The 23,875-nt window shown below is 34.0% G+C and carries 20 protein-coding genes, 2 tRNA genes and 4 pseudogenes; 14 read left to right on the forward strand and 12 right to left on the reverse strand.

The window, feature by feature from the left end; all coding sequences use genetic code 11:
- Positions 1-52: 52 nt before the first annotated feature.
- Positions 53-864, reverse strand: a pseudogene (locus ACQ9BO_RS26690) (hypothetical protein).
- A gap of 196 nt (positions 865-1,060) precedes the next feature.
- Here ACQ9BO_RS26690 and gcvP point away from each other — a divergent pair.
- The 6 genes and pseudogenes from gcvP to ACQ9BO_RS26720 all read left to right on the forward strand — a co-directional run bounded on the left by gcvP (position 1,061) and on the right by ACQ9BO_RS26720 (position 8,642).
- Positions 1,061-3,913, forward strand: a pseudogene (gcvP, locus tag ACQ9BO_RS26695) (aminomethyl-transferring glycine dehydrogenase).
- A 397-nt stretch (positions 3,914-4,310) separates the two neighbouring features.
- Positions 4,311-5,369 carry a 3-oxoacyl-ACP synthase III family protein gene (locus tag ACQ9BO_RS26700; protein WP_431243130.1) on the forward strand — a complete coding sequence of 353 codons (1,059 nt, stop codon included), beginning with the start codon at positions 4,311-4,313 and terminating at the stop codon, positions 5,367-5,369.
- A gap of 213 nt (positions 5,370-5,582) precedes the next feature.
- Entirely contained in the window at positions 5,583-6,110 is a 528-nt protein-coding gene (locus ACQ9BO_RS26705; protein ID WP_431243131.1) for a methyltransferase, read from the forward strand.
- 96 nt (positions 6,111-6,206) lie between these two features.
- A complete protein-coding gene (locus ACQ9BO_RS26710; RefSeq protein WP_431243132.1) occupies positions 6,207-7,055 on the forward strand; it encodes a glycosyltransferase in 849 nt (282 codons plus the stop codon).
- Between the two features lie 79 nt (positions 7,056-7,134).
- A complete protein-coding gene (locus ACQ9BO_RS26715; RefSeq protein ID WP_012022541.1) occupies positions 7,135-7,881 on the forward strand; it encodes an MlaE family ABC transporter permease in 747 nt (248 codons plus the stop codon).
- On the forward strand, positions 7,881-8,642 hold the full coding sequence (locus tag ACQ9BO_RS26720) for an ABC transporter ATP-binding protein (RefSeq protein WP_035650552.1): 762 nt from the start codon (positions 7,881-7,883) through the stop codon (positions 8,640-8,642). Before ACQ9BO_RS26715 ends, ACQ9BO_RS26720 begins: the two co-directional genes overlap by 1 nt.
- Before the next feature lie 80 nt (positions 8,643-8,722).
- Here ACQ9BO_RS26720 and ACQ9BO_RS26725 read toward each other — a convergent pair whose 3' ends face one another.
- The 6 genes from ACQ9BO_RS26725 to ACQ9BO_RS26750 form a co-directional block, all read right to left on the reverse strand.
- Positions 8,723-9,328: a hypothetical protein gene (locus ACQ9BO_RS26725; protein ID WP_431243133.1), complete on the reverse strand. Its 606-nt coding sequence runs from the start codon at positions 9,326-9,328 to the stop codon at positions 8,723-8,725.
- Between the two features lie 162 nt (positions 9,329-9,490).
- Positions 9,491-10,087: a SprT-like domain-containing protein gene (locus ACQ9BO_RS26730; RefSeq protein WP_431243134.1), complete on the reverse strand. Its 597-nt coding sequence runs from the start codon at positions 10,085-10,087 to the stop codon at positions 9,491-9,493.
- Between the two features lie 22 nt (positions 10,088-10,109).
- Positions 10,110-10,475 carry a four helix bundle protein gene (locus ACQ9BO_RS26735; RefSeq protein WP_431243135.1) on the reverse strand — a complete coding sequence of 122 codons (366 nt, stop codon included), beginning with the start codon at positions 10,473-10,475 and terminating at the stop codon, positions 10,110-10,112.
- 55 nt (positions 10,476-10,530) lie between these two features.
- A complete protein-coding gene (locus ACQ9BO_RS26740) occupies positions 10,531-11,208 on the reverse strand; it encodes an SDR family NAD(P)-dependent oxidoreductase (RefSeq protein WP_431243136.1) in 678 nt (225 codons plus the stop codon).
- 38 nt (positions 11,209-11,246) lie between these two features.
- Positions 11,247-12,224, reverse strand: a complete 978-nt coding sequence (locus ACQ9BO_RS26745; RefSeq protein ID WP_431243137.1) for a M20/M25/M40 family metallo-hydrolase — start codon at positions 12,222-12,224, stop codon at positions 11,247-11,249.
- Between the two features lie 140 nt (positions 12,225-12,364).
- Positions 12,365-13,507 (reverse strand): acyl-CoA dehydrogenase, encoded by a 1,143-nt coding sequence (locus tag ACQ9BO_RS26750; protein WP_132989062.1) that lies wholly within the window; start codon positions 13,505-13,507, stop codon positions 12,365-12,367.
- A 481-nt stretch (positions 13,508-13,988) separates the two neighbouring features.
- On the opposite strand from ACQ9BO_RS26750, the gene ACQ9BO_RS26755 reads away from it, so the two are divergent.
- The 3 genes from ACQ9BO_RS26755 to ACQ9BO_RS26765 all read left to right on the forward strand — a co-directional run bounded on the left by ACQ9BO_RS26755 (position 13,989) and on the right by ACQ9BO_RS26765 (position 17,220).
- Positions 13,989-14,564 carry a chalcone isomerase family protein gene (locus tag ACQ9BO_RS26755; RefSeq protein WP_431243138.1) on the forward strand — a complete coding sequence of 192 codons (576 nt, stop codon included), beginning with the start codon at positions 13,989-13,991 and terminating at the stop codon, positions 14,562-14,564.
- A gap of 151 nt (positions 14,565-14,715) precedes the next feature.
- Positions 14,716-15,942, forward strand: coding sequence for a Glu/Leu/Phe/Val dehydrogenase dimerization domain-containing protein (locus ACQ9BO_RS26760; protein WP_431243139.1), 1,227 nt, complete (start codon positions 14,716-14,718; stop codon positions 15,940-15,942).
- A 414-nt stretch (positions 15,943-16,356) separates the two neighbouring features.
- Positions 16,357-17,220: an energy transducer TonB gene (locus ACQ9BO_RS26765; RefSeq protein WP_431243140.1), complete on the forward strand. Its 864-nt coding sequence runs from the start codon at positions 16,357-16,359 to the stop codon at positions 17,218-17,220.
- Between the two features lie 487 nt (positions 17,221-17,707).
- Here ACQ9BO_RS26765 and ACQ9BO_RS26770 read toward each other — a convergent pair whose 3' ends face one another.
- Entirely contained in the window at positions 17,708-18,103 is a 396-nt protein-coding gene (locus tag ACQ9BO_RS26770; protein ID WP_026728937.1) for an ExbD/TolR family protein, read from the reverse strand.
- 3 nt (positions 18,104-18,106) lie between these two features.
- Positions 18,107-18,803: pseudogene (locus ACQ9BO_RS26775) on the reverse strand (MotA/TolQ/ExbB proton channel family protein).
- Positions 18,804-18,932: 129 nt separating this feature from the next.
- On the opposite strand from ACQ9BO_RS26775, the pseudogene ACQ9BO_RS26780 reads away from it, so the two are divergent.
- The 5 genes and pseudogenes from ACQ9BO_RS26780 (at position 18,933) to ACQ9BO_RS26800 (ending at position 21,465) form a co-directional block, all read left to right on the forward strand.
- Positions 18,933-20,169: pseudogene (locus ACQ9BO_RS26780) on the forward strand (bifunctional folylpolyglutamate synthase/dihydrofolate synthase).
- 88 nt (positions 20,170-20,257) lie between these two features.
- The gene (locus tag ACQ9BO_RS26785; protein WP_431243141.1) at positions 20,258-20,878 is read left to right on the forward strand and encodes a hypothetical protein; all 621 of its coding nucleotides are present in this window, start codon (positions 20,258-20,260) and stop codon (positions 20,876-20,878) included.
- Between the two features lie 4 nt (positions 20,879-20,882).
- The gene (locus ACQ9BO_RS26790) at positions 20,883-21,068 is read left to right on the forward strand and encodes a hypothetical protein (protein ID WP_431243142.1); all 186 of its coding nucleotides are present in this window, start codon (positions 20,883-20,885) and stop codon (positions 21,066-21,068) included.
- Positions 21,069-21,228: 160 nt separating this feature from the next.
- Positions 21,229-21,303, forward strand: a tRNA-Val gene (locus tag ACQ9BO_RS26795).
- An 81-nt stretch (positions 21,304-21,384) separates the two neighbouring features.
- Positions 21,385-21,465, forward strand: a tRNA-Tyr gene (locus ACQ9BO_RS26800).
- A 76-nt stretch (positions 21,466-21,541) separates the two neighbouring features.
- Here ACQ9BO_RS26800 and ACQ9BO_RS26805 read toward each other — a convergent pair.
- From ACQ9BO_RS26805 to ACQ9BO_RS26815, 3 genes are read right to left on the reverse strand one after another with little or no spacing between them, the layout of a single operon-like run.
- Complete coding sequence (locus tag ACQ9BO_RS26805; protein ID WP_431243143.1) at positions 21,542-22,000, reverse strand: hypothetical protein; 459 nt, start codon at positions 21,998-22,000, stop codon at positions 21,542-21,544.
- Positions 22,001-22,019: 19 nt separating this feature from the next.
- On the reverse strand, positions 22,020-22,997 hold the full coding sequence (locus ACQ9BO_RS26810; protein WP_431243144.1) for an alpha/beta fold hydrolase: 978 nt from the start codon (positions 22,995-22,997) through the stop codon (positions 22,020-22,022).
- Between the two features lie 41 nt (positions 22,998-23,038).
- The gene (locus ACQ9BO_RS26815; protein WP_431243145.1) at positions 23,039-23,764 is read right to left on the reverse strand and encodes a hypothetical protein; all 726 of its coding nucleotides are present in this window, start codon (positions 23,762-23,764) and stop codon (positions 23,039-23,041) included.
- Positions 23,765-23,875: the final 111 nt, after the last annotated feature.

Below are 23,875 nucleotides of genomic sequence, written 5' to 3' on the forward strand. Positions count from 1 at the left end.
AACGCAAAGAGAATTTGCCCTTTTATCGGGATGGTGGCACGCCCAAAGCATTTTATAGAAAAACCACCATCAGCCACCAAAAAATCGGCACAGCTTCAACCCAAAAAGAAGTATAATATTTGGAACGATTCGGATTGGCAAAAACAATAAAAAGCATCAGCGTGATGACCATTATCAAATTAATAAAAACATCATGATAATTAAAGGTCGAAATAAAAAACTCCAAAACCCAAAACGGAACCAGAAGCGAAAGTCCTAAAATTTTAGTTCGTTTTACGCCGATTGTCTGCGGAACAGTTTGCAAATGCGGATCGTCATTGGCTAAATCGATGATTTCGAAAACTAAAATCAAAACAAAAACCAATACAAAACGCTGAATACATTTGATGAAGAAGGTAAATGTAAACAGCATTTCGGCATTTATAAGCGGTAAAACTAAAGTAGTGCCAACCCAACAAAGTGCTACAATGTAAATTTTTACACCTGCCCAATTTCTAGCATTTTTTCTATTTGGAAAAAAAGGAAGTGTATAAAGCGCTGTAATCAAAAAAATAACAACAGAGACAATTTGCGTAATTCGTTTTAAATGGAAAAAATAATAGCCAACCAAAATGAGCGAAATGAAACTTAAAACGGCAATAATTTTGAGCTGTTTTCTAACCTGAAGTTTCTTTGCACGAAACAAAGCTTCATATTTTACGAAATTATATCCTACAATTGTTCCAAAAAAGCAAACAATGCCATTGGTGCATCGTACTGAATATGAAATACATGAAACGTAATATGCACCAAAGCATAACACGACAAAGCCACGTGAATACTGCTGTTCAAATAAAAATCGAATATTTGTTTTAGAAGTTTCATATCTCAAATCTAATCATTTATTAACAAATCATATCATTAGTTAGAAATTTGATAAAAAATGAAGTTAAAAATACCCGTTAAATTATTAATAATACTTAATTTTGCGCCACAAAAAAACAACACATTTACTTTTAAATGTGATTCGTATGTCAAAATGGTGTACGAACACATTAATTTAAAAAATTTAGATAGCTACATGAAAACAGATGCTTTTGCTTTAAGACACATTGGTCCAAGAGAAACTGATCTTCAGCACATGCTGAAAACAATTGGTGTTGACTCGATTGAACAACTTGTTTATGAAACCCTTCCGGACGATATTCGTTTAAAAGCGCCTTTGAATTTAGATCCTGCAATGACAGAATTCGAATTTGCAAATCATATTCGCGAATTAGGAAAGAAAAACAAAACATTTAAATCATACATTGGTTTGGGGTATCACCCAACTATCGTTCCGGCTCCAATTCAAAGAAATATTTTTGAAAACCCAGGATGGTACACAGCTTACACGCCTTACCAAGCAGAAATTGCTCAAGGTCGTCTTGAAGCAATCTTGAATTTCCAGACTACTGTTATCGAATTAACTGGAATGGAAATTGCAAACGCATCTTTACTTGATGAAGGAACTGCCGCCGCAGAAGCTATGGCGTTATTATTTGACGTTCGTACGAGAGATCAAAAGAAAAACAATACACACAAATTCTTCGTTTCTGAAGAAATTTTACCTCAGACTTTATCTGTACTTCAAACACGTTCAACTCCAATTGGAATTGAATTAGTTGTTGGAAACCATGAAACATTTGATTTTTCAAATGAATTTTTCGGAGCGATTTTACAATATCCAGGAAAATACGGTCAAGTAAACGATTATAGCGCCTTTGTTGCTAAAGCAAAAGAAAACGAAATCAAAGTTGCTTTTGTCGCTGATATTTTATCACTTGCAACTTTAACTTCACCTGGAGAAATGGGTGCTTGCTGTAGTTGTGGGAACAACACAACGTTTTGGTGTACCAATGGGTTACGGTGGTCCTCACGCCGCTTATTTTGCAACTAAAGACGAATACAAACGTTCTATGCCGGGCCGTATCATTGGAGTTTCTGTTGATGCAAACGGAAACCGTGCTTTACGTATGGCTTTAGGAACTCGTGAGCAACACATCAAGCGTGAAAAAGCGACTTCAAACATCTGTACTGCTCAAGTTTTATTGGCAGTTATGGCTGGAATGTACGCAGTTTACCACGGACCAGAAGGATTAAAATACATTGCAAATAAAGTTCACGCTTCTGCAGTTACTACTGCTGAAGCTTTAAATAAATTAGGAGTTTACCAAATCAACACTGCTTACTTTGATACTATTTTAGTAAAAGCTGACGCTCAAAAAGTGAAAGCAGTTGCTGAGAATAACAAAGTAAACTTTTTCTATCCTGATGCAGAATCAGTTTCAATTTCATTAAACGAAACAACTTCTGTTGCAGACATCAACCAAATCATTGCAATTTTTGCTGAAGCTTTAGGAAAAGAAACTGTTACGGTTTCTGAGTTATCTACTGGAAGTCAATTACCGGCTTCATTAGAAAGAACATCTTCTTTCTTGACGCATGATGTATTCAACAATCATCATTCAGAAAGTCAGTTAATGCGTTACATCAAAAAATTAGAGCGTAAAGATTTATCATTGAATCACTCGATGATTTCATTAGGTTCTTGTACAATGAAATTAAACGCGACTTCAGAAATGTTGCCTCTTTCAATGCCAAACTGGAACAGCATTCACCCATTTGCACCAGTTGACCAAGTTGAAGGTTACCTAACAATGCTTAAAAAATTAGAGCAACAATTAAATGTAATTACTGGATTTGCTGGAACAACACTACAGCCAAACTCAGGAGCTCAAGGAGAATATGCAGGTTTAATGGCGATTCGTGCTTACCACATGTCAAGAAACGAAGGACACCGTAATGTATGTTTGATTCCATCATCGGCTCACGGAACAAACCCTGCTTCTCGTCGCGATGGCTGGAATGAAAATCATTGTTACGAAAACGACTCCAGAAGGAAATATTGACGTAGAAGATTTAAGAGAAAAAGCGATTGAGCATAAAGACGATTTATCTTGTTTAATGGTAACGTATCCTTCTACTCACGGAGTTTTCGAATCTTCAATTATCGAAATCACAAAATTAATCCACGAAAACGGCGGATTAGTATATATGGATGGTGCAAACATGAACGCGCAAGTTGGATTAACAAATCCTGCTACAATTGGTGCTGACGTTTGTCACTTAAACTTACACAAAACTTTCGCTATTCCTCACGGTGGTGGCGGACCTGGAGTTGGGCCAATTTGTGTGAACGAGAAATTAGTTCCGTTCTTGCCAACAAACCCAATCTTAAATGTTGGTGGCGAGCAAGCGATTACTGCGATTTCATCTGCGCCTTACGGATCTGCTTTGGTTTGTTTAATTTCTTACGGCTACATCACAATGATGGGCGCTGAAGGATTAAAAAGCGCTACAGAGCATGCGATCTTAAACGCAAATTACATGAAAGCTCGTTTCGAAGGTCATTACCCTATTCTTTATACTGGAGAATGTGGAAGAAGCGACTCACGAAATGATCTTAGATTGCCGTGCATTTAAAGAAAACGGAATCGAAGTTGGTGATATCGCGAAACGTTTAATGGATTATGGTTTCCACGCTCCAACGGTTTCTTTCCCAGTTGCTGGAACTTTAATGATTGAACCAACTGAATCTGAAGATTTAGCTGAGTTAGACCGTTTCTGTGATGCACTTATTTCAATTAGAAAAGAAATAGAAGCCGCAACAGCTGATGACAAAAATAACGTATTGAAAAATGCTCCTCACACATTAGCAATGTTAACTTCTGATTCTTGGGATTTCCCTTATTCTAGAGGAAAAGCGGCTTATCCATTAGATTACATCGCTGACAATAAATTCTGGCCATCTGTTCGTCGCGTTGACGATGCTTACGGTGACAGAAACTTAGTTTGTAGCTGTGCTCCTATTGAAGCTTATATGGAGAACTAAGAATTAGTTTTCTTTACATATTATTCAAACCCGACAGATTTTAAAAACCTGTCGGGTTTTGTTTTTGTTTCAGGTTTCAGGTTTCAAGTTCTACACATAACGTGAAACTTGAAACCTGAACCCCAAAAAAACGACACTTTCTCTTTTTATAACATTAACTACAACTTTACTTATTTTTATAACATTCCAAAATAAAAGAGCAAAATAAAAATAAGCTTCCAAATCAATCTCAAACGTTTGAAATCTCGGAAAAATTAAAAAATCATTAGAAAATAATCAGTTTATCATTGAAAAATCTTTTATTTCACAATTATATGCATGCATAGTATTTTTTATGATAGTTATCATGATTTTATTTCTATTTTAGCACCAAATTTATCGGATAATTACGGGAAAAATGAAAATAAAAATTATTGGTATTGGGAGCTATATTCCTAATTTAGAAGTAAAAAACACAGATTTTGACAAACATGTTTTTTTAAATGAAGATGGAACTCCTTTTGGTTATCCGAACGAAGTTGTTATTAAAAAATTCAAAGGCATTACCGGAATTCAAAACCGTCGTTACGCCGAACCGCAATACACAGCATCTGACTTAGCGTTTTTTGCGGCTGAAAAAGCAATTGCAAACGCCGGAATTGATGCCGAAACTATAGACTACATTATCATTGCTCATAACTTTGGAGATGTAAAAATCGGAACTACACAATCTGACATGTTGCCAAGTTTGGCAACACGAGTTAAACATAAATTAGGAATCAAAAATCCTAAATGTGTTGCTTATGATATTATCTTCGGATGCCCAGGATGGATTGAAGGTGTTTTGCAAGCCAATGCATTCATCAAATCGGGAATGGCAAAAAGAGTTTTAGTTATTGGAGCTGAGACTTTGTCAAGAGTTGTAGATGATCACGATCGCGATTCAATGATTTACTCTGATGGTGCTGGCGCTTCAATTTTAGAAGCTTCAACGGACGAGGCTGGATTGTTAGCGTACGAAAGCGCTACTTTTGCTATTGATGAAGCAAATTTCCTTTTCTTCGGAAAATCATACAATCCAGATTTAGATCCAGATACAAAATACATCAAAATGTACGGCCGTAAAATCTATGAATTTGCTTTAAGCAACGTTCCATGCGCCATGAAAAGCTGTCTTGACAAAAGCGGAATCGATATCAGCGAAGTCAAAAAAATTCTTATTCATCAAGCAAACGAAAAAATGGACGAAGCTATTATCGAACGTTTTTACAAACTTTATGATAAAACTGCACCAAAAGATATTATGCCAATGAGCATTCATGATTTAGGAAATAGCAGTGTTGCAACTGTTCCAACATTATACGATTTAATCCTTCAAGGAAAAATCGAAGGTCAAGAAATAAATAAAGGCGATGTTCTAATTTTTGCTTCAGTTGGGGCAGGAATGAATATTAATGCTTTTGTGTATCGATATTAAGTAGTACTAAAATAAATTAAGCTTTTTTAAGCCGAGTTTAATCTCGCAAAGACGCGAAGTCGCAAAGTTTTAAAATAATTACTTTGCGACTTCGCGTCTTTGCGAGAGATTGATTGCAAACTTCCATTAAAACACTTCTATTTTCATTCCAATTAAAAAAACAAGAAAGAAGATAACTTTGTATATTTGCGCCTTGTTGTTAAAAACTATAAAATGTACGAAAAAACATTTCCGAATAAAAGATTCAAACTTACTTTAGAATTTTTGCAAAAACACGTTAGCACATCTGAAACCATTTTTGATTTTGGAGTTCCAAATCCATTCTCTAAAATAATGGAAGAAAATGGTTATACCGTAAAAAATACAAAAGGCGAAGATTTAGATAATGACCACACTGCTTTACAAACAGAAGAATATACTGTTTTTACAGCATTTGAAATTTTCGAACATTTATTGAATCCGTACACGGTTTTAGAAAACGTAAAATGTGATAAATTGTTAATTTCGATTCCGTTACGTTTATGGTTTTCTCCGGCATATCGTTCTAAAACAGATATGTGGGACAGACATTATCACGAATTTGAAGACTGGCAATTGGACTGGCTTTTAGAAAAAACAGGCTGGAAAATTACAGATCGTTTACAATTTACACATCCAGTAAAAAAACTTGGACTTAGACCATTATTAAGATATTTCACTCCGAGATATTATCTTGTTGTTGCGGAAAAAGTAAAGAAATAAGATTGCAGATTAACGATTTTGGATTTCTGATTTTAGATAAAGTAAAAATCTAAAATCTAAAATCTAATCCCGAAGCTTCGGGACTAAACTTTTTTAATGAAATATTACATCGTCATTCCCGCGCACAACGAGCAAGATTTAATTGGCTTGACCTTACAATCTCTAGTTTCTCAAACCGTTTTGCCTTCAAAAGTTGTCGTTGTAAACGATAATTCGACTGATAAAACAGAAGAAGTTGTGCTAAGTTTTGCAAAGGAAAACCCATACATTTCTGTTGTTAATAAAACTTCAGATGCAATTCATATGCCAGGAAGCAAAGTCATTCAGGCTTTTCAAAAAGGCTTTGAAACACTGGATTCTGATTATGATATTATTGTAAAAATAGACGGCGATTTAATTTTTCCTCCAAATTATTTTGAAACTATCATCAAACATTTTAATTCAGATTCAAGAATTGGAATGGCTGGCGGATTCTGCTACATTGATAAAAATGGAAAATGGGTTTTGGAAAATTTGACCGATAAAGATCATATTCGTGGCGCTTTAAAAGCATATCGAAAAGAAACTTTTAAGCAAATTGGTGGCTTACGTCCTGCAATGGGCTGGGATACCGTTGACGAATTACTTTGCAAATATTACGACTGGAAAATCGTTACCGATGAATCTTTACATGTAAAACATTTAAAACCAACAGGCGCAAATTACAACAAAACAGCTCGTTATAAACAAGGCGAAGCTTTTTACACAATAGGATATGGTTTTTGGATTACGGCAATTGCATCGGCAAAATTGGCCATGATGAAGAAAAAACCATTTTTATTTTTAGATTATATAAGAGGTTTTTGGAAAGCAAAAAAAGCCAAAACACCTTTATTAGTAACTCCGGAACAAGCTAAATTTATTAGAAACTATCGTTTTCAAAAAATGAAACAGAAGCTTTTTTAATCTTAAAAAAATTAAAAAACTGTAAACTGAAACTGTAAACTGTAAACTAATCCTTAATTTAGCCAATATTTCAAAAACTATGATGCTAATTCGTTATTTATCCCAAATAGGGAAATATTTTTTAATGCTGAAAGAAATTTTTAATAAACAGACCAAATGGCCTGTTATGAAAAATTTAATTTTCAAAGAAATCGACGATTTAATTATTGACTCTCTTGGAATTGTTTGCTTTATCTCTTTTTTCATCGGAGGAGTTGTTGCCATTCAAACAGCGCTGAACTTAACAAACCCTTTAATTCCAAAATACCTAATTGGTTTCGCTACACGTCAATCTGTAGTATTAGAATTTGCTCCTACTTTTATTTCGGTAATTATGGCCGGAAAAATGGGATCTTACATTACTTCAAGTATTGGAACAATGCGCGTTACAGAGCAAATTGATGCTTTAGAAGTTATGGGAGTTAACTCAGTAAATTATCTTGTTTTCCCAAAAATTATAGCTTTATTAATGTATCCATTTGTAATCGGGATTAGTATGTTTTTAGGAATTTTTGGAGGATGGCTTGCGTGTGCTTACGGAGGATTTTCGACTGGTGCCGATTTTATTATGGGAGCTCAAAAAGATTTCATACCCTTTCATATTACGTATGCCTTTATCAAAACTTTAATTTTCGCCATGTTATTGGCAACGATTCCGTCTTTTCATGGTTATTACATGAAAGGTGGCGCATTAGAAGTTGGTAAGGCAAGTACAACGTCATTTGTATGGACATCTGTTACTATTATTCTTCTAAATTATATATTAACTCAATTATTATTAGGATAATGATAGAAGTAAAAAACATAGAAAAATCGTTTGGCGACAGCAAAGTTTTAAAAGGCGTTTCGACGGTATTTGAAACTGGAAAAACCAACTTGATTATCGGACAAAGTGGATCTGGAAAAACAGTTTTATTGAAAACGTTATTGGGAATTCACACGCCAGACTCGGGAACAATTGAATTTGATGGAAGAGTTTATTCAGATTTGGATAAAGATGAAAAACGTGAGTTAAGAACTGAAATCGGAATGGTATTTCAGGGAAGTGCCTTATTTGACTCGATGACCGTTGAAGAAAATGTGGCATTCCCACTAAGAATGTTCACTAACAAAAACAAAGCTCAAATTCAAGAACGTGTTGATTTTGTTTTAGAAAGAGTAAATCTGATCGATGCTCATAAAAAATTACCTTCTGAAATTTCTGGAGGTATGCAGAAACGTGTTGCTATTGCACGTGCTATTGTAAACAATCCAAAGTATTTATTTTGTGATGAGCCAAACTCTGGTCTAGATCCGAATACTTCAACTTTGATTGACAACTTAATTCAAGAAATCACTAGAGAATACAACATTACAACCGTTATCAACACACACGATATGAACTCTGTAATGGAAATTGGTGAAAATATCGTTTTTCTAAAAAAAGGCTTGAAAGCATGGCAAGGAAATAAAGAAGAAATCTTTAGAACTGACAACAAAGACATTGTGAAGTTTGTTTATTCTTCAAACCTATTTAAAAAAGTAAGAGAAGCTTATTTGAAAGGCTAAAACCTTTTAAATCTCATCCCGAAGCCTCGGGATAAAATCCCAAATTCCAACTATCTTAATTGGAAATTGGGATTTTCTTTTTAGTAGTGTTTACACAATCCAAAACCTACTGATACACCAACACCTACAAAAGTATATTTCCCAATATCGCCAAAAAGCTTAAAACCGACACTCGGAATTAAAACATTATATATCAAATTAGATCTTTTTTTTGAGTAAAATCTTTTATAATTGGCTTCAAAAGGAAATCCATAAAAACCTATAGTTGAGACTGTGCGAATTCCGTCAAGATCACGGCTTTCTAATTCCAAATTATTTCGGCTAATTCCCGCTGAAATACTATAGGAATGATGCTCTTTTACCCAACGTCTACCGTACATTAAGGCAAGCTCAACATTATCTTCTGACTTGTAAACGGATGGCGCAATAATAACCGCGCCATCATTTTTCCTTCTGTATCCAGCCGAATTAATATATCTAAAAGTAAACAGGCTTTCTCCCAATTGATAATTGAGTCCAACACCGCCAGAAACGCCAAGATTCTTTACTACTGATGGTCCGCCAAAACCTTCAAAAAAAATAATCGGATTCGTTTTTTCTTCTTTTTCCAAATTAGAAGTCTCTTGTCCTAAAACAAAATTTGAAAAAACCAACACAAAAAATAAGCTGAGTAATATTCTTTTCATAAAAAATTAATTTTTTCAAATATATACTAATTCTACACATGTAGAACAAAATACACTTGAAATTAATATTAAATTTCTTATGACAAATTCCAACAAAAAATCCAAATTCCAATCTTACATAAAATTGGAATTTGGAATTTCTATTTTGATATATGTAAACCTTTAATCTATAAGCTCAACTTCAGCATTTGGATTAAAAAGATAGGTTTTGCCTGTGCTTATTTCGATGCATTCAAAACGTTTTGTGCGAACGGCTAATTTCTTAAAAACTTTACCATTTTTAATTCGGAAAACACTTCCGTATGGAATTTCAAAAATATAATTTTTGTCACTGTTTGAATCATATTGTTTTAATGCCAATGACAAAGTAGTATCAGTATCACTGCTCGCCGATGGATTTTTGAAATGCCTTGCCAGCAAAGGCAAAATCTGGCTCGGAAAAATCTCTGGACGAATAAACGGAACCATCAAACGCTGAAAAGTATATTTCCACTCATTGCCATGTGGTTTTATATTTCGCCCAAATTTTTCGAATGCTACTAAATGCGCAATTTCATGAATAAGCGTAATTAAAAAGCGATATTTATTCAAACTTGCATTAACGGTAATTTCATGTTTTCCACTCGGTCCTCTTCGATAATCGCCATGACGCGTCTGACGCTCATTTACAATTTTCAAATGCACCTGATTTGAAACAATCAAATCAAAAACAGGCTTTACAGCGTGTTCGGGAATGTATTTTGCTAAAGTTTCGCTCAATGTAATTATGAATTATGAGTTTTTAGTTATGAGTTATAAGTTTCTTCTTTGACGTTATAATTATGCTTTTTATGATTTTTAGCACTTCCTCACATTGATTGTGCATCGATTCAAATTCAGCTTTAGAAATATAATTCGTTGCAATTAATATTTCCAGCCAATACATAGACTCATCACATTCTTTTTGAGAAATTGATAATTTATGAATAAAATCAGCTTTACTTTGAGCATTCACGGCTTCCCGAACATTTGCACCAACCGATGTAATTGAACGCAAAAACTGCTTACTCATTACAAATTCTTTCTTTTCAGCAACCAACCATTTATAAAAATTAACTCCTCTTATAGCTAATTCAAAACTTTTGGTTTTCATAATACTTTCACTCATAATTCATAACTCATAATTCATAACTCATAATTCATAACTCATAATTCATAATTAATTAAGGATTAGTAGAAGAAACTTCTAAAACCTTTCCGTTGAAATATTTATTTCCGTTCAACGTAAAATCATAAATATAATTCGCCATTCCTTCGGCAGAAATTGGTGCCTGATAACCTGGGAAAGCTTCATTCAACATTTCTGTCTGTACAGAACCTAAAGCTAAAACATTAAATGAAATTCCTTTTTCTTTATATTCTTCGGCTAATAATTCAGTTAAAGTGATTACAGCGCCTTTACTAGAACTGTAAGCGACCAAACCGGCAAATTTCAAACTTCCTCGAACACCGCCAATAGAACTTATGGTCACGACATGACTTCCTTTTTGCAAATAGGGAAGACAAATTCTGGTAAGATTTGCTACTGCGAAAACATTTACTTTATATATATTTTCAAAATCGGCTTGGGTAGTTTCTGCAAAAGGTTTCCAAATTAAAGCTCCGGCATTATGAACAACTGCATCCACTTTTTTCCAAGTCGACGACAGAAAATGATTTACTTCAGTCAAAGCACTTTCATCTGCCAAATCAACTGAAAGACACGTAACATTTTGATGCTCTAATAAAGATTGCGGTATTTTTCGGGAAATTGCCAAAACCTGATGGCCAGCATTTGCAAATTGTAATGCCAATTCATATCCAATTCCTCGGCTGGTTCCTGTAACGATAATATTTTTCATGTTGCAAAAATAAACAAAACCAATAAAAGGTCGCGTTATTAATTCATTGTAATTTCCTTCGTTGAAGTAATCGCTATCTGAGTCACCGCCGGCAATAATTCTTGCACAAATGCAGTAATATGAGGAATATCCATTACTTTGAATTCATCTGAAACATGATGATAAAATTCAAAATTTTCAAAATCGAAAGTACTTATCGATTGGCAAGGTTTTCCAAAAGCTTCAAAAAATGAATAATTATCTGATCTGTAAAACAATTTATATTCTGCTTCTTTCGGCAAAAATCCAATGGTGTTTTTCCCTGTGTATTCGTTGATTTTCTGTGCCATGTTTGATTTGTCAAAACCAGTAACGTAGGCCAAAAAATCGCGCTTCATCGGCACGCCTATCATTTCAATATTCAGCTGTGTGTATAAATTAAAATCTCTCTTTTTTAATTTTGGAACAAGACTTTTAGAGCCTAGCAATCCTTTTTCTTCACCTGCAAAAAACACAATAAGAATACTTCGTTTATTCGATTTTGTTTTCGCAAAATATTCCGCCATCTGAGCCACTGCTGTCACGCCCGAAGCATCATCATTAGCACCATTATTTATAACATCGGCTTGCTGTTTTTTCTCTTTTCCAATATGATCATAATGTGCACTCAAAACCACAAATTCTTTTTTCAAAACAGGATCTGTCCCTTCTAAAACTCCAACAATATTATACGCTGGCAATTTAAAATTAGTCAGTGTATCGCGATACGAAGCAAAATAAGGTTTAACATTATTCTTTTTTAAGAAATCTTCTAAAAAAACCGCCGCTTTTTCAATTCCTTTTGTCCCTGTTTCGCGTCCTTCTAATTCATCCGAAGAAAGATATTTCAAGAAATCTGAAACTTCAGATTCACTTACTTTATAATTAATTTCTATTTTTTTCGGACTTGAAGTTTCAGCAGTTTCATTAATGGGAGAAGGGCTCGATTTACAGCCTAATAAAGCTAACGGAACAAAAAGAAAGTAAAGCTTTTTCATAAAGATGATGGTTTTCATTTAACAAAAGACAATTGCTTTTAAATATTTTGTTTTTGAAAAGTAACAAAAAAATCAAAAAACCCTTTCGAAGCTCAATAAGCTGAAAGGGTTTCTATATCTATTCTGATGAAAATCTAAATTTATCCTGCGATAACTGATCTTGAAATTACAATTTTCTGAATTTCAGAAGTTCCTTCATAAATCTGAGTGATTTTTGCGTCACGCATCATACGTTCAACATGATATTCTTTCACATATCCGTTTCCTCCGTGAATTTGAACCGCTTCAACAGCTGTATCCATTGCTACTTGCGAAGCAAATAATTTTGCCATCGCACCACTCACGTCGTAGTTTTTATGCTGATCTTTATCCCAAGCCGCTTTCATACACAAATGACGTGCCGCTTCAATATTTACAGCCATATCGGCCAATTTGAAAGCAATTGCCTGATGATTGCAGATTTCAGTTCCGAAAGCTTTACGTTCTTTAGAATATTTCAAAGCCAATTCATAAGCTCCAGAAGCAATTCCTAAAGCTTGAGAAGCAATTCCGATTCTTCCTCCAGCCAAAGTTTTCATTGCAAATTTGAATCCGAAACCATCTTCTCCAATTCTGTTTTCTTTTGGAACTTTTACATCACTAAACATTAAAGAGTGTGTATCAGAACCACGGATTCCCATTTTTTGTTCTTTTGGACCAATAGAAAAACCTGGCATATCTTTCGTCATAATCAACGCATTGATTCCTTTATGTTTTAATTCAGGATGCGTTTGAGCAATTACTAAATATACTGAAGCTGTATTTCCGTTAGTAATCCAGTTTTTTGTTCCGTTTACCAAATAGTGATCTCCCATATCAACAGCAGTTGTTTTTTGAGAAGTAGCATCACTTCCAGCTTCTGGCTCACTTAAGCAAAATGCTCCGTGAATTTGTCCTGAAGCCAAACCTGGCAAATATTTTTGTTTTTGCTCTTCGGTTCCAAATTCTTGAAGTCCCCAGCAAACTAATGAATTGTTAACAGACATCACTACAGAAGCTGATGCATCAACTTTAGAGATTTCTTCCATAGCAATTACATATGAAATAGCATCAAGTCCGCTTCCGCCGTATTTTGGGTCAACCATCATTCCCATAAATCCAAGCTCACCCATTTTTTTGATTTGCTCAGTTGGAAAAATTTGTTTTTCGTCACGTTCAATAACTCCAGGCAATAATTCATTTTGAGCAAAATCTCTTGCCGCTTGTTGAATCATCAAATGCTCTTCGGTAAGATTAAAATCCATAATGTAGTTAGTTTATTGTTTTTCTAAATCCATAATCAAATTGTTGAAAATGAAAATAATTTGTTTTTGTATTTTTTTTGTTTTTTGCTTAAAAAGGCTTCCAAAGATAATTTTTAAAACCCAAATTAACAATGCGTGCATATAAAATTAATAGATAATCAATAATTACGATAACGTTTTCGTAATTATTCTGGATTTTGAACAGACAAGCATCAATATTGCAACGTTTTCTTTAAAATTTAAGAATATAATTGCACATAAAAAAGACGTTTTTTTAAAGTTTTAGAAAATTACTGACTAAAAAAAGCGCAACCGGTTCGGGAACACGTAAATGTACGTAAAGCAAGTCTTACTAAATTGATTATGAAAGAAATACATTTTAAAAAATTAATATACTTTAATAAAAAACATGTATTTTTAGAGAGCAAAATTTAGAAATTAAAAGTATTTTTGCCAAAAAACAAAAATTATCGATAGAAGTATGAAAAAGATTTTACTATTATTTGCACTTATATTTAGTGTGCAGTTTTCGACTGTTTCGGCGCAAACTCAGTTAGAAGTAAACGGCGTTACAGTACCGAGAAAAATTGAAGTTCAAAATAAAACAATGCGGCTAAATGGTGCTGGAGGAAGATCAAAAATGTGGTTGGAAGTTTATGTTCAAGCACTTTATTTATCACAATTAAGCCAAGATCCAAAATTCATTATTGATAGTGATACTGAAATGGCTGTGAGAATCGAAATCACCTCTTCTATGGTATCTTCAAACAAACTAACAAAAGCAATGAATACAGGTTTTGAAAAATCTGCTGGAAGCAATCTTGAAGCTTTGCGCCCACGAATTGAGCAGTTCAAAACATTATTAAGTGATCCTATTACCGAGAAAGACGTATTTATTTTGTTTTACAATCCGCTTGATCAAACAGTTAACGTAATCAAAAACGATGTTCCAAAAGGAAAAATCACAGGATTTGATTTCAAACAAGCATTATTCGGAATCTGGCTTTCAGACAAACCAGTTGACGAAACTTTGAAAAAACACTTATTAGGAATATAATTCTGAATTTCTTAAAAATATTCGAATATCGAAAGCCGAAAACCTTATAGTTTTCGGCTTTCTTTTTTTCTTTCATTAAATTTGCAATAAAATACATTATTCGCATTATTCTATTTTATACTTTTACGCAAAATAAACATATCTCAACAAAATGAAAGATTTATTACAACAATTTGAAAATAAGGAACCTGAAATTGTGTTTAACTGGAAAGATTCTGAAACAGAAGCAGAAGGATGGACTGTGATTAATTCACTTCGTGGCGGTGCGGCAGGCGGAGGAACTAGAATGAGAAAAGGCTTAGATATGAACGAAGTTTTATCTTTGGCTAAAACTATGGAAGTTAAATTTTCAGTTTCTGGACCAGCAATTGGAGGCGCTAAATCTGGAATAAATTTTGACCCAAATGATCCTCGCAAAAAAGGCGTTTTACAGCGTTGGTACAAAGCTGTTTCACCTTTATTAAAAAGCTATTACGGAACTGGAGGCGATTTAAATGTTGATGAGATTCACGAAGTAATTCCAATGACAGAAGAATGTGGTGTTTGGCATCCGCAGGAAGGTGTTTTCAACGGACATTTCAAACCAACTGAAGCTGATAAAATCAATAGAATTGGACAATTGCGCCAAGGTGTTATCAAAGTAATTGAAAACCCGAAATTCTCTCCAGATGTAACTAGAAAATATACTGTTGCCGATATGATCACAGGTTACGGCGTTGCTGAAGCGGTTCGTCATTTTTATTCTATTTATGGAGGTGACATTAAAGGAAAAAAGCAATCGTTCAAGGTTTTGGAAATGTTGGATCTGCTCGCTGCTTTTTATTTAGCCGAAATGGGCGCAAAAGTTATCGGAATTATTGACCGTGACGGGGGATTGATTAAGGAAGAAGGTTTTTCTTTCGAAGAAATCAGAACGTTGTTTTTAAATAAAGATGGAAATAAATTAGTTGCCGATAATATGATTCCGTTTGAAGAAATCAATTCTAAAATCTGGACAATTGGTGCTGAAATTTTCACACCTTGCGCCGCTTCAAGATTAGTTACTCAAGCGCAGATCGATAATTTAATTGCAAATGGATTAGAAGTTATTTCGTGTGGTGCAAATGTTCCTTTTGCAGACAAAGAAATTTTCTTCGGATCAATTATGGAAGAAGTGGATCATAAAGTAAGCTTAATTCCTGATTTCATTTCAAACTGCGGAATGGCGAGAGTTTTTGCTTATTTCATGGAGAAAAAAGTTCAAATGACAGATGAGGCTATTTTTAATGATACTTCTGAAACGATTAAAAATGCGATTGTTAAAGCGCATGCTTTAAGCTCATCAAAAACAAATATCAGTGCAACTGCTTTTGAGATTGCATTGAAACAATTAGTGTAATCTTTTTATACTTCATTTCTAAAACGGGCTAAATTATTTAGCTCGTTTTTTTTGCCACAGATTAAAAGATTATTTGGATTTGAACTTTGTGGTTTTATTTTCACGCAGATTTAAAATAGATTTAAGCAGATTAGTGCAGATTCATTTTAAAAATAAAAATCTGCTTAAATCTGTAAAATCTGCGTGAAAAAAACTTTGCGAACTTTGCGTTAATCTTAGCGCTCTTTGCGGTAAAATCCTCTCTTTGATTTTAAACAATTTTTACTACTTTTAAACGTTTAAAATTGAAATAATAAATTACAGAATAATGAGCGTTACGTCAAGAAATATTAGTCGTCTTACATTTCTTTTTTTGGATTGCTTTTTGGCTTTATATTAAAATCTTCTCTTTCCGACAAAAAGAAATCTTTTATAATGACTAGTATAATATTCGGAATATTGATTTTACTTCTGTTTTTTATACGTTTTTGGCCCCCATACAATCCAGAAAACAATGTTGCCCTTGCTGATGGCGGTGGCGGCGGTGGCGGAGTAACGGTAAACTTTGGCGATAGTGATTTAGGTTCCGGAGCAAATTATAAAAGTGAAGTTTTAGAAGTAAAAAACAATGTGAAACAAGCGCCTGCAAAAGCAACTCCTGAAGAGGAAGCTATAATTTCGCAGGAAAACACAACTGCAGATAATGACGTAGTTATTCCAACAAAGGAAAAACCTAAAAAACCTGTACCAGTTGAAAAACCAATACAAAAACCAGTACCTGAGAAACCGAAAGTTTCCAACTCTACAAACGACGCTCTATCAAGCATTTTAAAAGGCTCAAATAAAGGTGGCGATGGAGATGATAAAGTGGCTGGAAATAAAGGAAAATCAAACGGAAGTTTGAATTCAAATGGCTATTATGGAAGCGGTGGCTCTGGCGGAGGAACCGGAGGCGGCAACGGAACCGGGCATGGAATTGGCACAGGAAGTGGTTATGGAGCCGGAAGTGGCGGTGGTTCTGGCGGAGGATCAGGATATTCTTTAGGAAACCGAAAAGCTTTATCTAAACCTGCTCCAAAATATACTTGCAATGAGGAAGGAAAAGTTGTGGTTGAAGTTACTGTTGATCAAAACGGAAAAACAATAAGCGCAACTGCCGGAATAAAAGGGACAACTAATACAGCTCCATGTTTACTAGACCAGGCAAAAATTGCCGCAATGAACACCAAATGGGAATCTGACAGTGACGCTCCTGCAAAACAAGTTGGGAAGATTATTTATAATTTTAGTTTGAATTAAAAAACACGAATTTCACGGATTTACACGAAAATATATTCTCATAAAAAAGGCTTTCAGAAATTCTGAAAGCCTTTTTTCGTTTTGTTTGTCATTCTGAGGAACGAGGAATCACACAAGTAATTCTGCAAAGGGAGTCGCCAATCTTTGTCGAGTTTCTGGTGTGATTCCTCGTTCCTCAGAATGACAAAACTGTTGCGTAAAGTTTATTTCGAACAAAACCTGTCAACTCTAAAAACACCAGTAATTACGTAAAGAGAATCACCAATCTTTGTAGAGCTACTTGCGGAGATTCCTCGTTCCTCGGAATGACAAGATTGTGTTGAAGTTACTTTATTTCTCGAATACTAAAATCGCCTTGTTTCCGCGTGAGGGATAGAAGCAATCCGCCACGGCGGAGCGGATAGCCCGACCGCAATAAAAAAATGGGCCTATCAACACTTTGTTGATTAGCCCATTTTTTTATTGTGGTCACGCCCTAATGATCATTTTACTTCGGACTAGTAGCAATTACAAACTTCAAATTGTTCTTCACTCCTATCTGCAAAACATCAACTAAATCCTGTACTTGTAAATTAAACGGAATTCGGACTACAACTGTTTGTTCTTTGTCTGTTCCTATTTTAGACATTAAACTCGTTTCTAGATTTTCAAAATCAACTGGTTCTTTGTCAATGTAGAATTTTTTATCTTCAGTAACCGATAAACTTATTAATTGCTTATTCGTTTTTTCATTTGCTTTAGCTTTCGGCAACGTCATTTTAATCACATTAGGATTTGCCAGCGTTGAAATAATTAGGAAAAACAACAACAGGAAAAACATAATATCACTTAATGACGAAGTCGCCACCTCAGCATGAAATCTTCTTTTTCTCTTGATCGACATAGCTTATGCTCTTTGAATTATATTGACAAATTCTAATATTTGTTTTTGAATTTTCAAGGCGAAATTATCAATTTTTCCGTTTAATAAGTGGTAAGCTGAATATGCAATAATACCCACAATTAATCCAGAACCTGAACTGATCATTTTCTCGTACAAACCTCCAGAAATGTTTCCGATACTGATATTTTCTGTCACCGAAATACTGTAGAAAATCTTAATAACTCCAGAAATTGTTCCGATGAAACCAAGCGTTGGAGCAATACCCGCAATAAGTCCAAGATGACCTAAATGTTTTTCCATTTCGCCAATTTCAATATCAGCGACGCGGTCCATGTTTGATTCAATTTCTGCAATTGGCCTTCCAATTACTAAAACGCCTTCTTTTAATATATTTCCTGCCGCAGTGTTGCTTCTTTCTACAATTGTTCTTGCCAATTCAATATTACCAGCATTCAATTTATCGCCAACATCTTGCATCAATCGGCTGTCAATTTTTGACGCTCTGCTGATATACATGTAACGTTCAAAAATGACATAAATAGTATAAAACAATAAAATAGCGATTGGAATAAGAAAAACTCCTCCTTTCATGATGAACCCAAACATTGAAATTTCTTGTTCTGGAGCGATTTTTTCGATAACTACGTTAGATGCTTGCGTTTGCGATGGTATCTGTTTGTAATTGAATGAAGCTAAACATATTTTAATTCTTGTTTTTATGATTAATTCTAAAAATTATTTGAAATTTGCACTAAAGATAATTTTCGCTGTAATATTAAACTACAAAAATCGAAATTTATTTCAATCAACCACTATTTTATCTGAATAAATGAACTATCAAGAGACTACAAATTGGATGTTTAATCAGCTTCCAATGTACCAGACGCAGGGCGCTTCGGCATACAAAGAAGATTTGACTAATATTAAATTATTGGTAGCGCATCTTGATAATCCAGAAACCAAGTTAAAATGCATTCATGTTGCTGGGACAAACGGAAAAGGCTCAACTTCACATATGCTTGCATCCGTTTTACAAGAAGCTGGATATAAAGTTGGATTGTACACTTCTCCACATTTAAAAGATTTTAGAGAAAGAATCAAAATAAACGGCCAAGAAATTTCGGAAGATTTTGTAATTGAATTTATTGAAAAACATAAAAGCTTTTTTGAGGCTAATGCTATGAGCTTCTTCGAAATGTCTGTTGGATTGGCTTTTGATTATTTTGCTTCCGAAAAAGTGGATATTGCTATTATCGAAGTTGGTTTGGGTGGAAGATTAGACGCTACAAATATTATTAAACCTTTGGTTTCTGTTATTACCAATATTGGTTTAGATCACACACAATTTTTAGGAAATACACTTGAAGCAATTGCTGGAGAAAAAGCCGGAATCATAAAACCAAATATTCCAGTTGTTATCGGCGAATATACAAATGAAACGCAACCTGTATTTTTGGCGAAAGCCGAAGAAAATAAAGCTCCGATTTATTTTGCTTCTGATTTGATTTCAGAAGTTTTCCCTTCTGATTTAATTGGCGATTATCAATTTCATAATAAAAAAACGGTACAGCAGACGATTCAGATTTTAAATGAAACCACCGATTTTAAAGTTTATGAAGAAAGTCTGAAATCAGGATTATTGAAAGTTGTAAAAAATACAGGGCTTCAAGGCAGATGGCAACAACTTGGCGAAAATCCGAAAATTATTTGTGACACTGCACATAACAAACACGGTCTTGCTATTGTTATGAATCAGCTTCAAAAGGAAACTTATGAAAATTTGCATATTGTTTTGGGTGTTGTAAACGACAAAGATCTGGATTCAATTTTGCCACTGTTCCCTAAAAAAGCTAAATATTATTTCTGCAGACCCGATTCTCCGAGGGGATTAAACACTGAAATTCTGCAAGATACAGCTAAAAAGTATGATTTGATAGGTGAAAAATACGATTCTGTCGAAAATGCTTTTTCGGCAGCCGAAGAAAAAGGTCGCAAAAAGCGACTTTATATATGTTGGTGGCAGTACTTTTGTAGTCGCAGAGTTGCCGTTAAACATAAAAATTTAACGTTTATCGATAAAACACCACTTTTACAACTACCTGTTTATTAATGAGTTAAATTTGTTTACTTTTTTTTAACCAAACAAATTTAATCATGAAAACAAGAAGTACACTTTTAGGGCTCGTCCTATGGATGACCTTATGGTGCGTAGCCACGTACGCACAAGACAAAGCCCCCGAAAAAGAAAAACCAGTCTTTATCACCATGACGACCCTGCATCGGAGTTTGGATGGAAAAGCTAAAGACTGGAAGGCCACTGAACAGGAATATTTTGACAAAGTTACCAGCAAAAATGATCTTATTATCGGTTCAGAGCTTCTGACTCATTATTATACGGATGACAATACTGAAGTTGTTTTAGTAAGTGTTTACAAAAATTGGGAAGACATCGAAAAAGCAAATGCCATTAGCGACGAACTTGCCAAAAAAGCTTGGCCAGATGAAAAAGCTAGAAAAGCATTTTTTGAAAAATACGATGCTTTTTATACCCAAAAACATTCTGATGAAATTTATCAGAGCATCACTTCTATTGGTGAAAAAGCCTATAAAGATGTTACTAAAAAACCAATGATTATTTACATTCGAAAATCAGAAATGAGTGGAAAAGGAAAAGGACAGAATCTTAAAGAATTTAATGACAAAATCACTTTTAAGGATCCGTATATAAAAGCATATTATCCGTTCCGACATTCTTGGGGTTCCAGCAAGCACTGATTTTATGGAAGCCTTTTTCTATGATTCCTTAGCCGATATGGAGAAATCAAGTGAAAAAATAGACGAACTCATTAAATCAACTTGGCCAAATGAAAAAGATGCCGATGCTTTTTTTGATGAATTGGAAAAATCTTTCACTGGAAAACACAGTGATTACATCTACAGAAACGTTCCGACGCTTTCAAAGTAAAAAATACCTAAAAAATTTACGCTTATAACATTTTCTGCCTCAACAAGATAGAAAACACATTAAAAAAAGTTTAAATTTTTAGTGTGTTTTCTTTGCAGAACTCAAAAACTAGCGTATATTTGCACTCGCAATCACAAAATGATAGCAACCTAGTAAAATAGGGCGATTAGCTCAGCTGGTTCAGAGCACCTCGTTTACACCGAGGGGGTCGGGGGTTCGAACCCCTCATCGCCCACAAAAAACTCCTTAAGAAATTAGGGAGTTTTTTTTACGCCTTACTAAGCGTTGATGGATTTTAAATCCAATCTTTTAATTTGGGGAGATACTCAAGCGGCCAACGAGGGCAGACTGTAAATCTGCTGTGTGAACTTCGCAGGTTCGAATCCTGCTCTCCCCACAAAATTTAAAAAACTCCAAAGTCATTTGATTTTGGAGTTTTTTTTATGATTCCATTTTTTGCTAATCCTATCTGCTTAGTTTTTTCTTGTCTCTCTGCAAACGAAATAAAAAAGAGCCAACGAATTCAATTGAAATAAAAACATTCCATATCTGAATTGTCCAAATGGAATAGCGATGCATAATAGAACAAAAGCAATAAAAGAGAGGAATGTATTTAAAAATGCAAGCATCGATATTTCGAAATTTCGTAAGGTAAAAACCCAAATAATGAAATTTAGAAACATAATTATCGTAAAAATCGACAACACCGAAATTTCAAAATCTAACGCTAAATCATAACCCGTTAAAGACGCACTGTTTTCAGCTTTTTCAAAAGCTTCATTTTTCTTCAATGGATCTTGAGAATCAGAATGCGTTCTAAAAATTTCAGATGGCGACTTAAGAGAATCATGTGAACACATCTGAAAAAAAGGAAGAAAGAAAATCAATATTCCGAATGTAGACAAAACCCTTTTTATGTTTTTGTAGCTCATTTCAATTCTTGATTATTTCCTAAAATTTACTCTCCAATATTTTAATTATTGTCTTTTGAAACTTTTCAGGTTCATCTTGATGAATTTGATGTCCTGAATTTTCAAACAAAAACAAATCCTTTTTTGGTGCTTCTAATTCCTTAAAATAGGCTTCTGTTATTTTTGTTGATGTCTGAATATCATTTTTACCAACAAAAAAGTAAACGGGACAATCTACTTTCTTTAAAGTCTTTGGCAAATCAATATTCATAACTTCTTGCCAAACCGGCCACCAGGTTTTTGACCATTGCGAAAAAATAGTTTTAAAATTGTTACTTAATGCCATTTTTTGCCCTTCTTTATAAAAAAGCCACTTTCGTAGGTAAAACAAATCTTTATCATTTGTAAAAGGAATATTTATTTTCGCCAACTCTTGACTAGCATCTGGATTGTCTTTCAAAGTAGTTTTTAAAATCTGCAACAATTCTTGCTCACTTGCTAATTGACTGATAACAGGATTTACAGCAAAGTAAGCATGCAGGAGTTCGGGATGATTTTTAACCATATAAAAACCCAAAACATTCCCCCAGGAACTTCCCAACAAGTATATTTTTTCTTGATTTAATTCTTTTATCAAAAAACAGACAACTTCATAAGTATCCGCTCCCATTAGTTCCACTGTAGGTTGAACCGGTGACTGATTTAATTTTAAAGTTTTCCCCGCATCACGCTGATCCCATTGAACAATTGTGAAATTATTTTTCAGAATAGAAGTAAAAGAGCGTGCATTATTCATCATTGACCCTCCCGGACCACCTGCTAAAAAAAGAAGTATCGGTTTATTCGAATCATCTGTTTTGATTTCTATGACTTGTTTAATGCCTCCTATTTCAAGTGTTAATTGTGAATCTATTTTTCTCGAAACGTTTTGAGAATTCGTTTCTGTTTTATTTTGCCCAATGGAATTACAAATAGGAAACAAAATGACGAACAAGACTATTGACAATTTTCTTTTCATATTTTCAAAAATGATTTTTTTTAAAATTTAAACTGTTTTGCTTATTTAACCATCTTCAAATAAATCCCTTCAATAGTTGCATTGTGCCCAAATTGTCCTTCAAAATCTCCTTTTGTATATTTTACAACTACAAATTCAGGATAGAAAATCACTTTAAATTGATTGTTTTTTTCTTCGGGAAGACTGTAAACAAAACTGTTTCCGGCAATATTGACTTCAGTTTCATCAATATTGGCAATATTTCGAGCTGGATCGCTTGTTACTGAGAAAATACTGAATCGGAATTTACCATTTTTAAGCTTTTCAATCTGAAAATCGCCTTGCGATCCTTTTTCGCTATAGCCATAATGGTAATCAGCAGTCGTTATGAAAGCATTTTGAGAAAGCATTTTTTGCTTCTTAATCGGATTTGCTAATTTCAGGCTTAATGATTTTCTAGACTTTGGTGAAAACCAATCTCCAACAAATTCAGTTTCTGTTGGTTTTCCGGTGATGATTCCTGAAATATTCCCGCTTTTTTCAAATTCTAGAATTCTATAGCTTTTATCATCTTTCACGGATCCAATCACTTTAATTGGAGTTTTGTTTTTTGTATCAAGATATATGATTTCTCCAGTAATTATTCCTTTAGAAATCGAGTACGATAAAGAAATTGGTATTTTATTGTTGAGTGTTCCTGTCCAAGTTAGTTGAGTTACATTTTGCGCCTTTATAGTCAAACTTATTAGCGCCATGAAAACAAAAAGCAAATATTTGGAATGTTTCATTTTAATTGTTTTGTCTTAGTTTACTCAAAACTAACAATTAAAGAAATAGATTACAAGTGTAAACCAAATATTACTTTAAGCAACTTCCTCTCGGCTTGTCACCTTCACGAA

The organism is Flavobacterium sp. P21, from assembly GCF_050632225.1.
Taxonomy (GTDB): domain Bacteria; phylum Bacteroidota; class Bacteroidia; order Flavobacteriales; family Flavobacteriaceae; genus Flavobacterium.

Bases quoted from the DNA above. Each gene is read 5' to 3' on its own strand.
- ACQ9BO_RS26755 (WP_431243138.1), top strand. From the start codon at position 13,989: ATGAAAAAGATTTTACTATTATTTGCACTTATATTTAGTGTGCAGTTT.
- ACQ9BO_RS26735 (WP_431243135.1), bottom strand. From the start codon at position 10,475: ATGAGTGAAAGTATTATGAAAACCAAAAGTTTTGAATTAGCTATAAGA.
- ACQ9BO_RS26785 (WP_431243141.1), top strand. From the start codon at position 20,258: ATGAAAACAAGAAGTACACTTTTAGGGCTCGTCCTATGGATGACCTTA.
- ACQ9BO_RS26760 (WP_431243139.1), top strand. From the start codon at position 14,716: ATGAAAGATTTATTACAACAATTTGAAAATAAGGAACCTGAAATTGTG.
- ACQ9BO_RS26720 (WP_035650552.1), top strand. From the start codon at position 7,881: ATGATAGAAGTAAAAAACATAGAAAAATCGTTTGGCGACAGCAAAGTT.
- ACQ9BO_RS26715 (WP_012022541.1), top strand. From the start codon at position 7,135: ATGATGCTAATTCGTTATTTATCCCAAATAGGGAAATATTTTTTAATG.
- ACQ9BO_RS26815 (WP_431243145.1), bottom strand. From the start codon at position 23,764: ATGAAACATTCCAAATATTTGCTTTTTGTTTTCATGGCGCTAATAAGT.
- ACQ9BO_RS26810 (WP_431243144.1), bottom strand. From the start codon at position 22,997: ATGAAAAGAAAATTGTCAATAGTCTTGTTCGTCATTTTGTTTCCTATT.
- ACQ9BO_RS26725 (WP_431243133.1), bottom strand. From the start codon at position 9,328: ATGAAAAGAATATTACTCAGCTTATTTTTTGTGTTGGTTTTTTCAAAT.
- ACQ9BO_RS26710 (WP_431243132.1), top strand. From the start codon at position 6,207: ATGAAATATTACATCGTCATTCCCGCGCACAACGAGCAAGATTTAATT.
- ACQ9BO_RS26805 (WP_431243143.1), bottom strand. From the start codon at position 22,000: ATGAGCTACAAAAACATAAAAAGGGTTTTGTCTACATTCGGAATATTG.
- ACQ9BO_RS26700 (WP_431243130.1), top strand. From the start codon at position 4,311: ATGAAAATAAAAATTATTGGTATTGGGAGCTATATTCCTAATTTAGAA.
- ACQ9BO_RS26740 (WP_431243136.1), bottom strand. From the start codon at position 11,208: ATGAAAAATATTATCGTTACAGGAACCAGCCGAGGAATTGGATATGAA.
- ACQ9BO_RS26765 (WP_431243140.1), top strand. From the start codon at position 16,357: ATGACTAGTATAATATTCGGAATATTGATTTTACTTCTGTTTTTTATA.
- ACQ9BO_RS26705 (WP_431243131.1), top strand. From the start codon at position 5,583: ATGTACGAAAAAACATTTCCGAATAAAAGATTCAAACTTACTTTAGAA.
- ACQ9BO_RS26750 (WP_132989062.1), bottom strand. From the start codon at position 13,507: ATGGATTTTAATCTTACCGAAGAGCATTTGATGATTCAACAAGCGGCA.
- ACQ9BO_RS26790 (WP_431243142.1), top strand. From the start codon at position 20,883: ATGGAAGCCTTTTTCTATGATTCCTTAGCCGATATGGAGAAATCAAGT.
- ACQ9BO_RS26745 (WP_431243137.1), bottom strand. From the start codon at position 12,224: ATGAAAAAGCTTTACTTTCTTTTTGTTCCGTTAGCTTTATTAGGCTGT.
- ACQ9BO_RS26770 (WP_026728937.1), bottom strand. From the start codon at position 18,103: ATGTCGATCAAGAGAAAAAGAAGATTTCATGCTGAGGTGGCGACTTCG.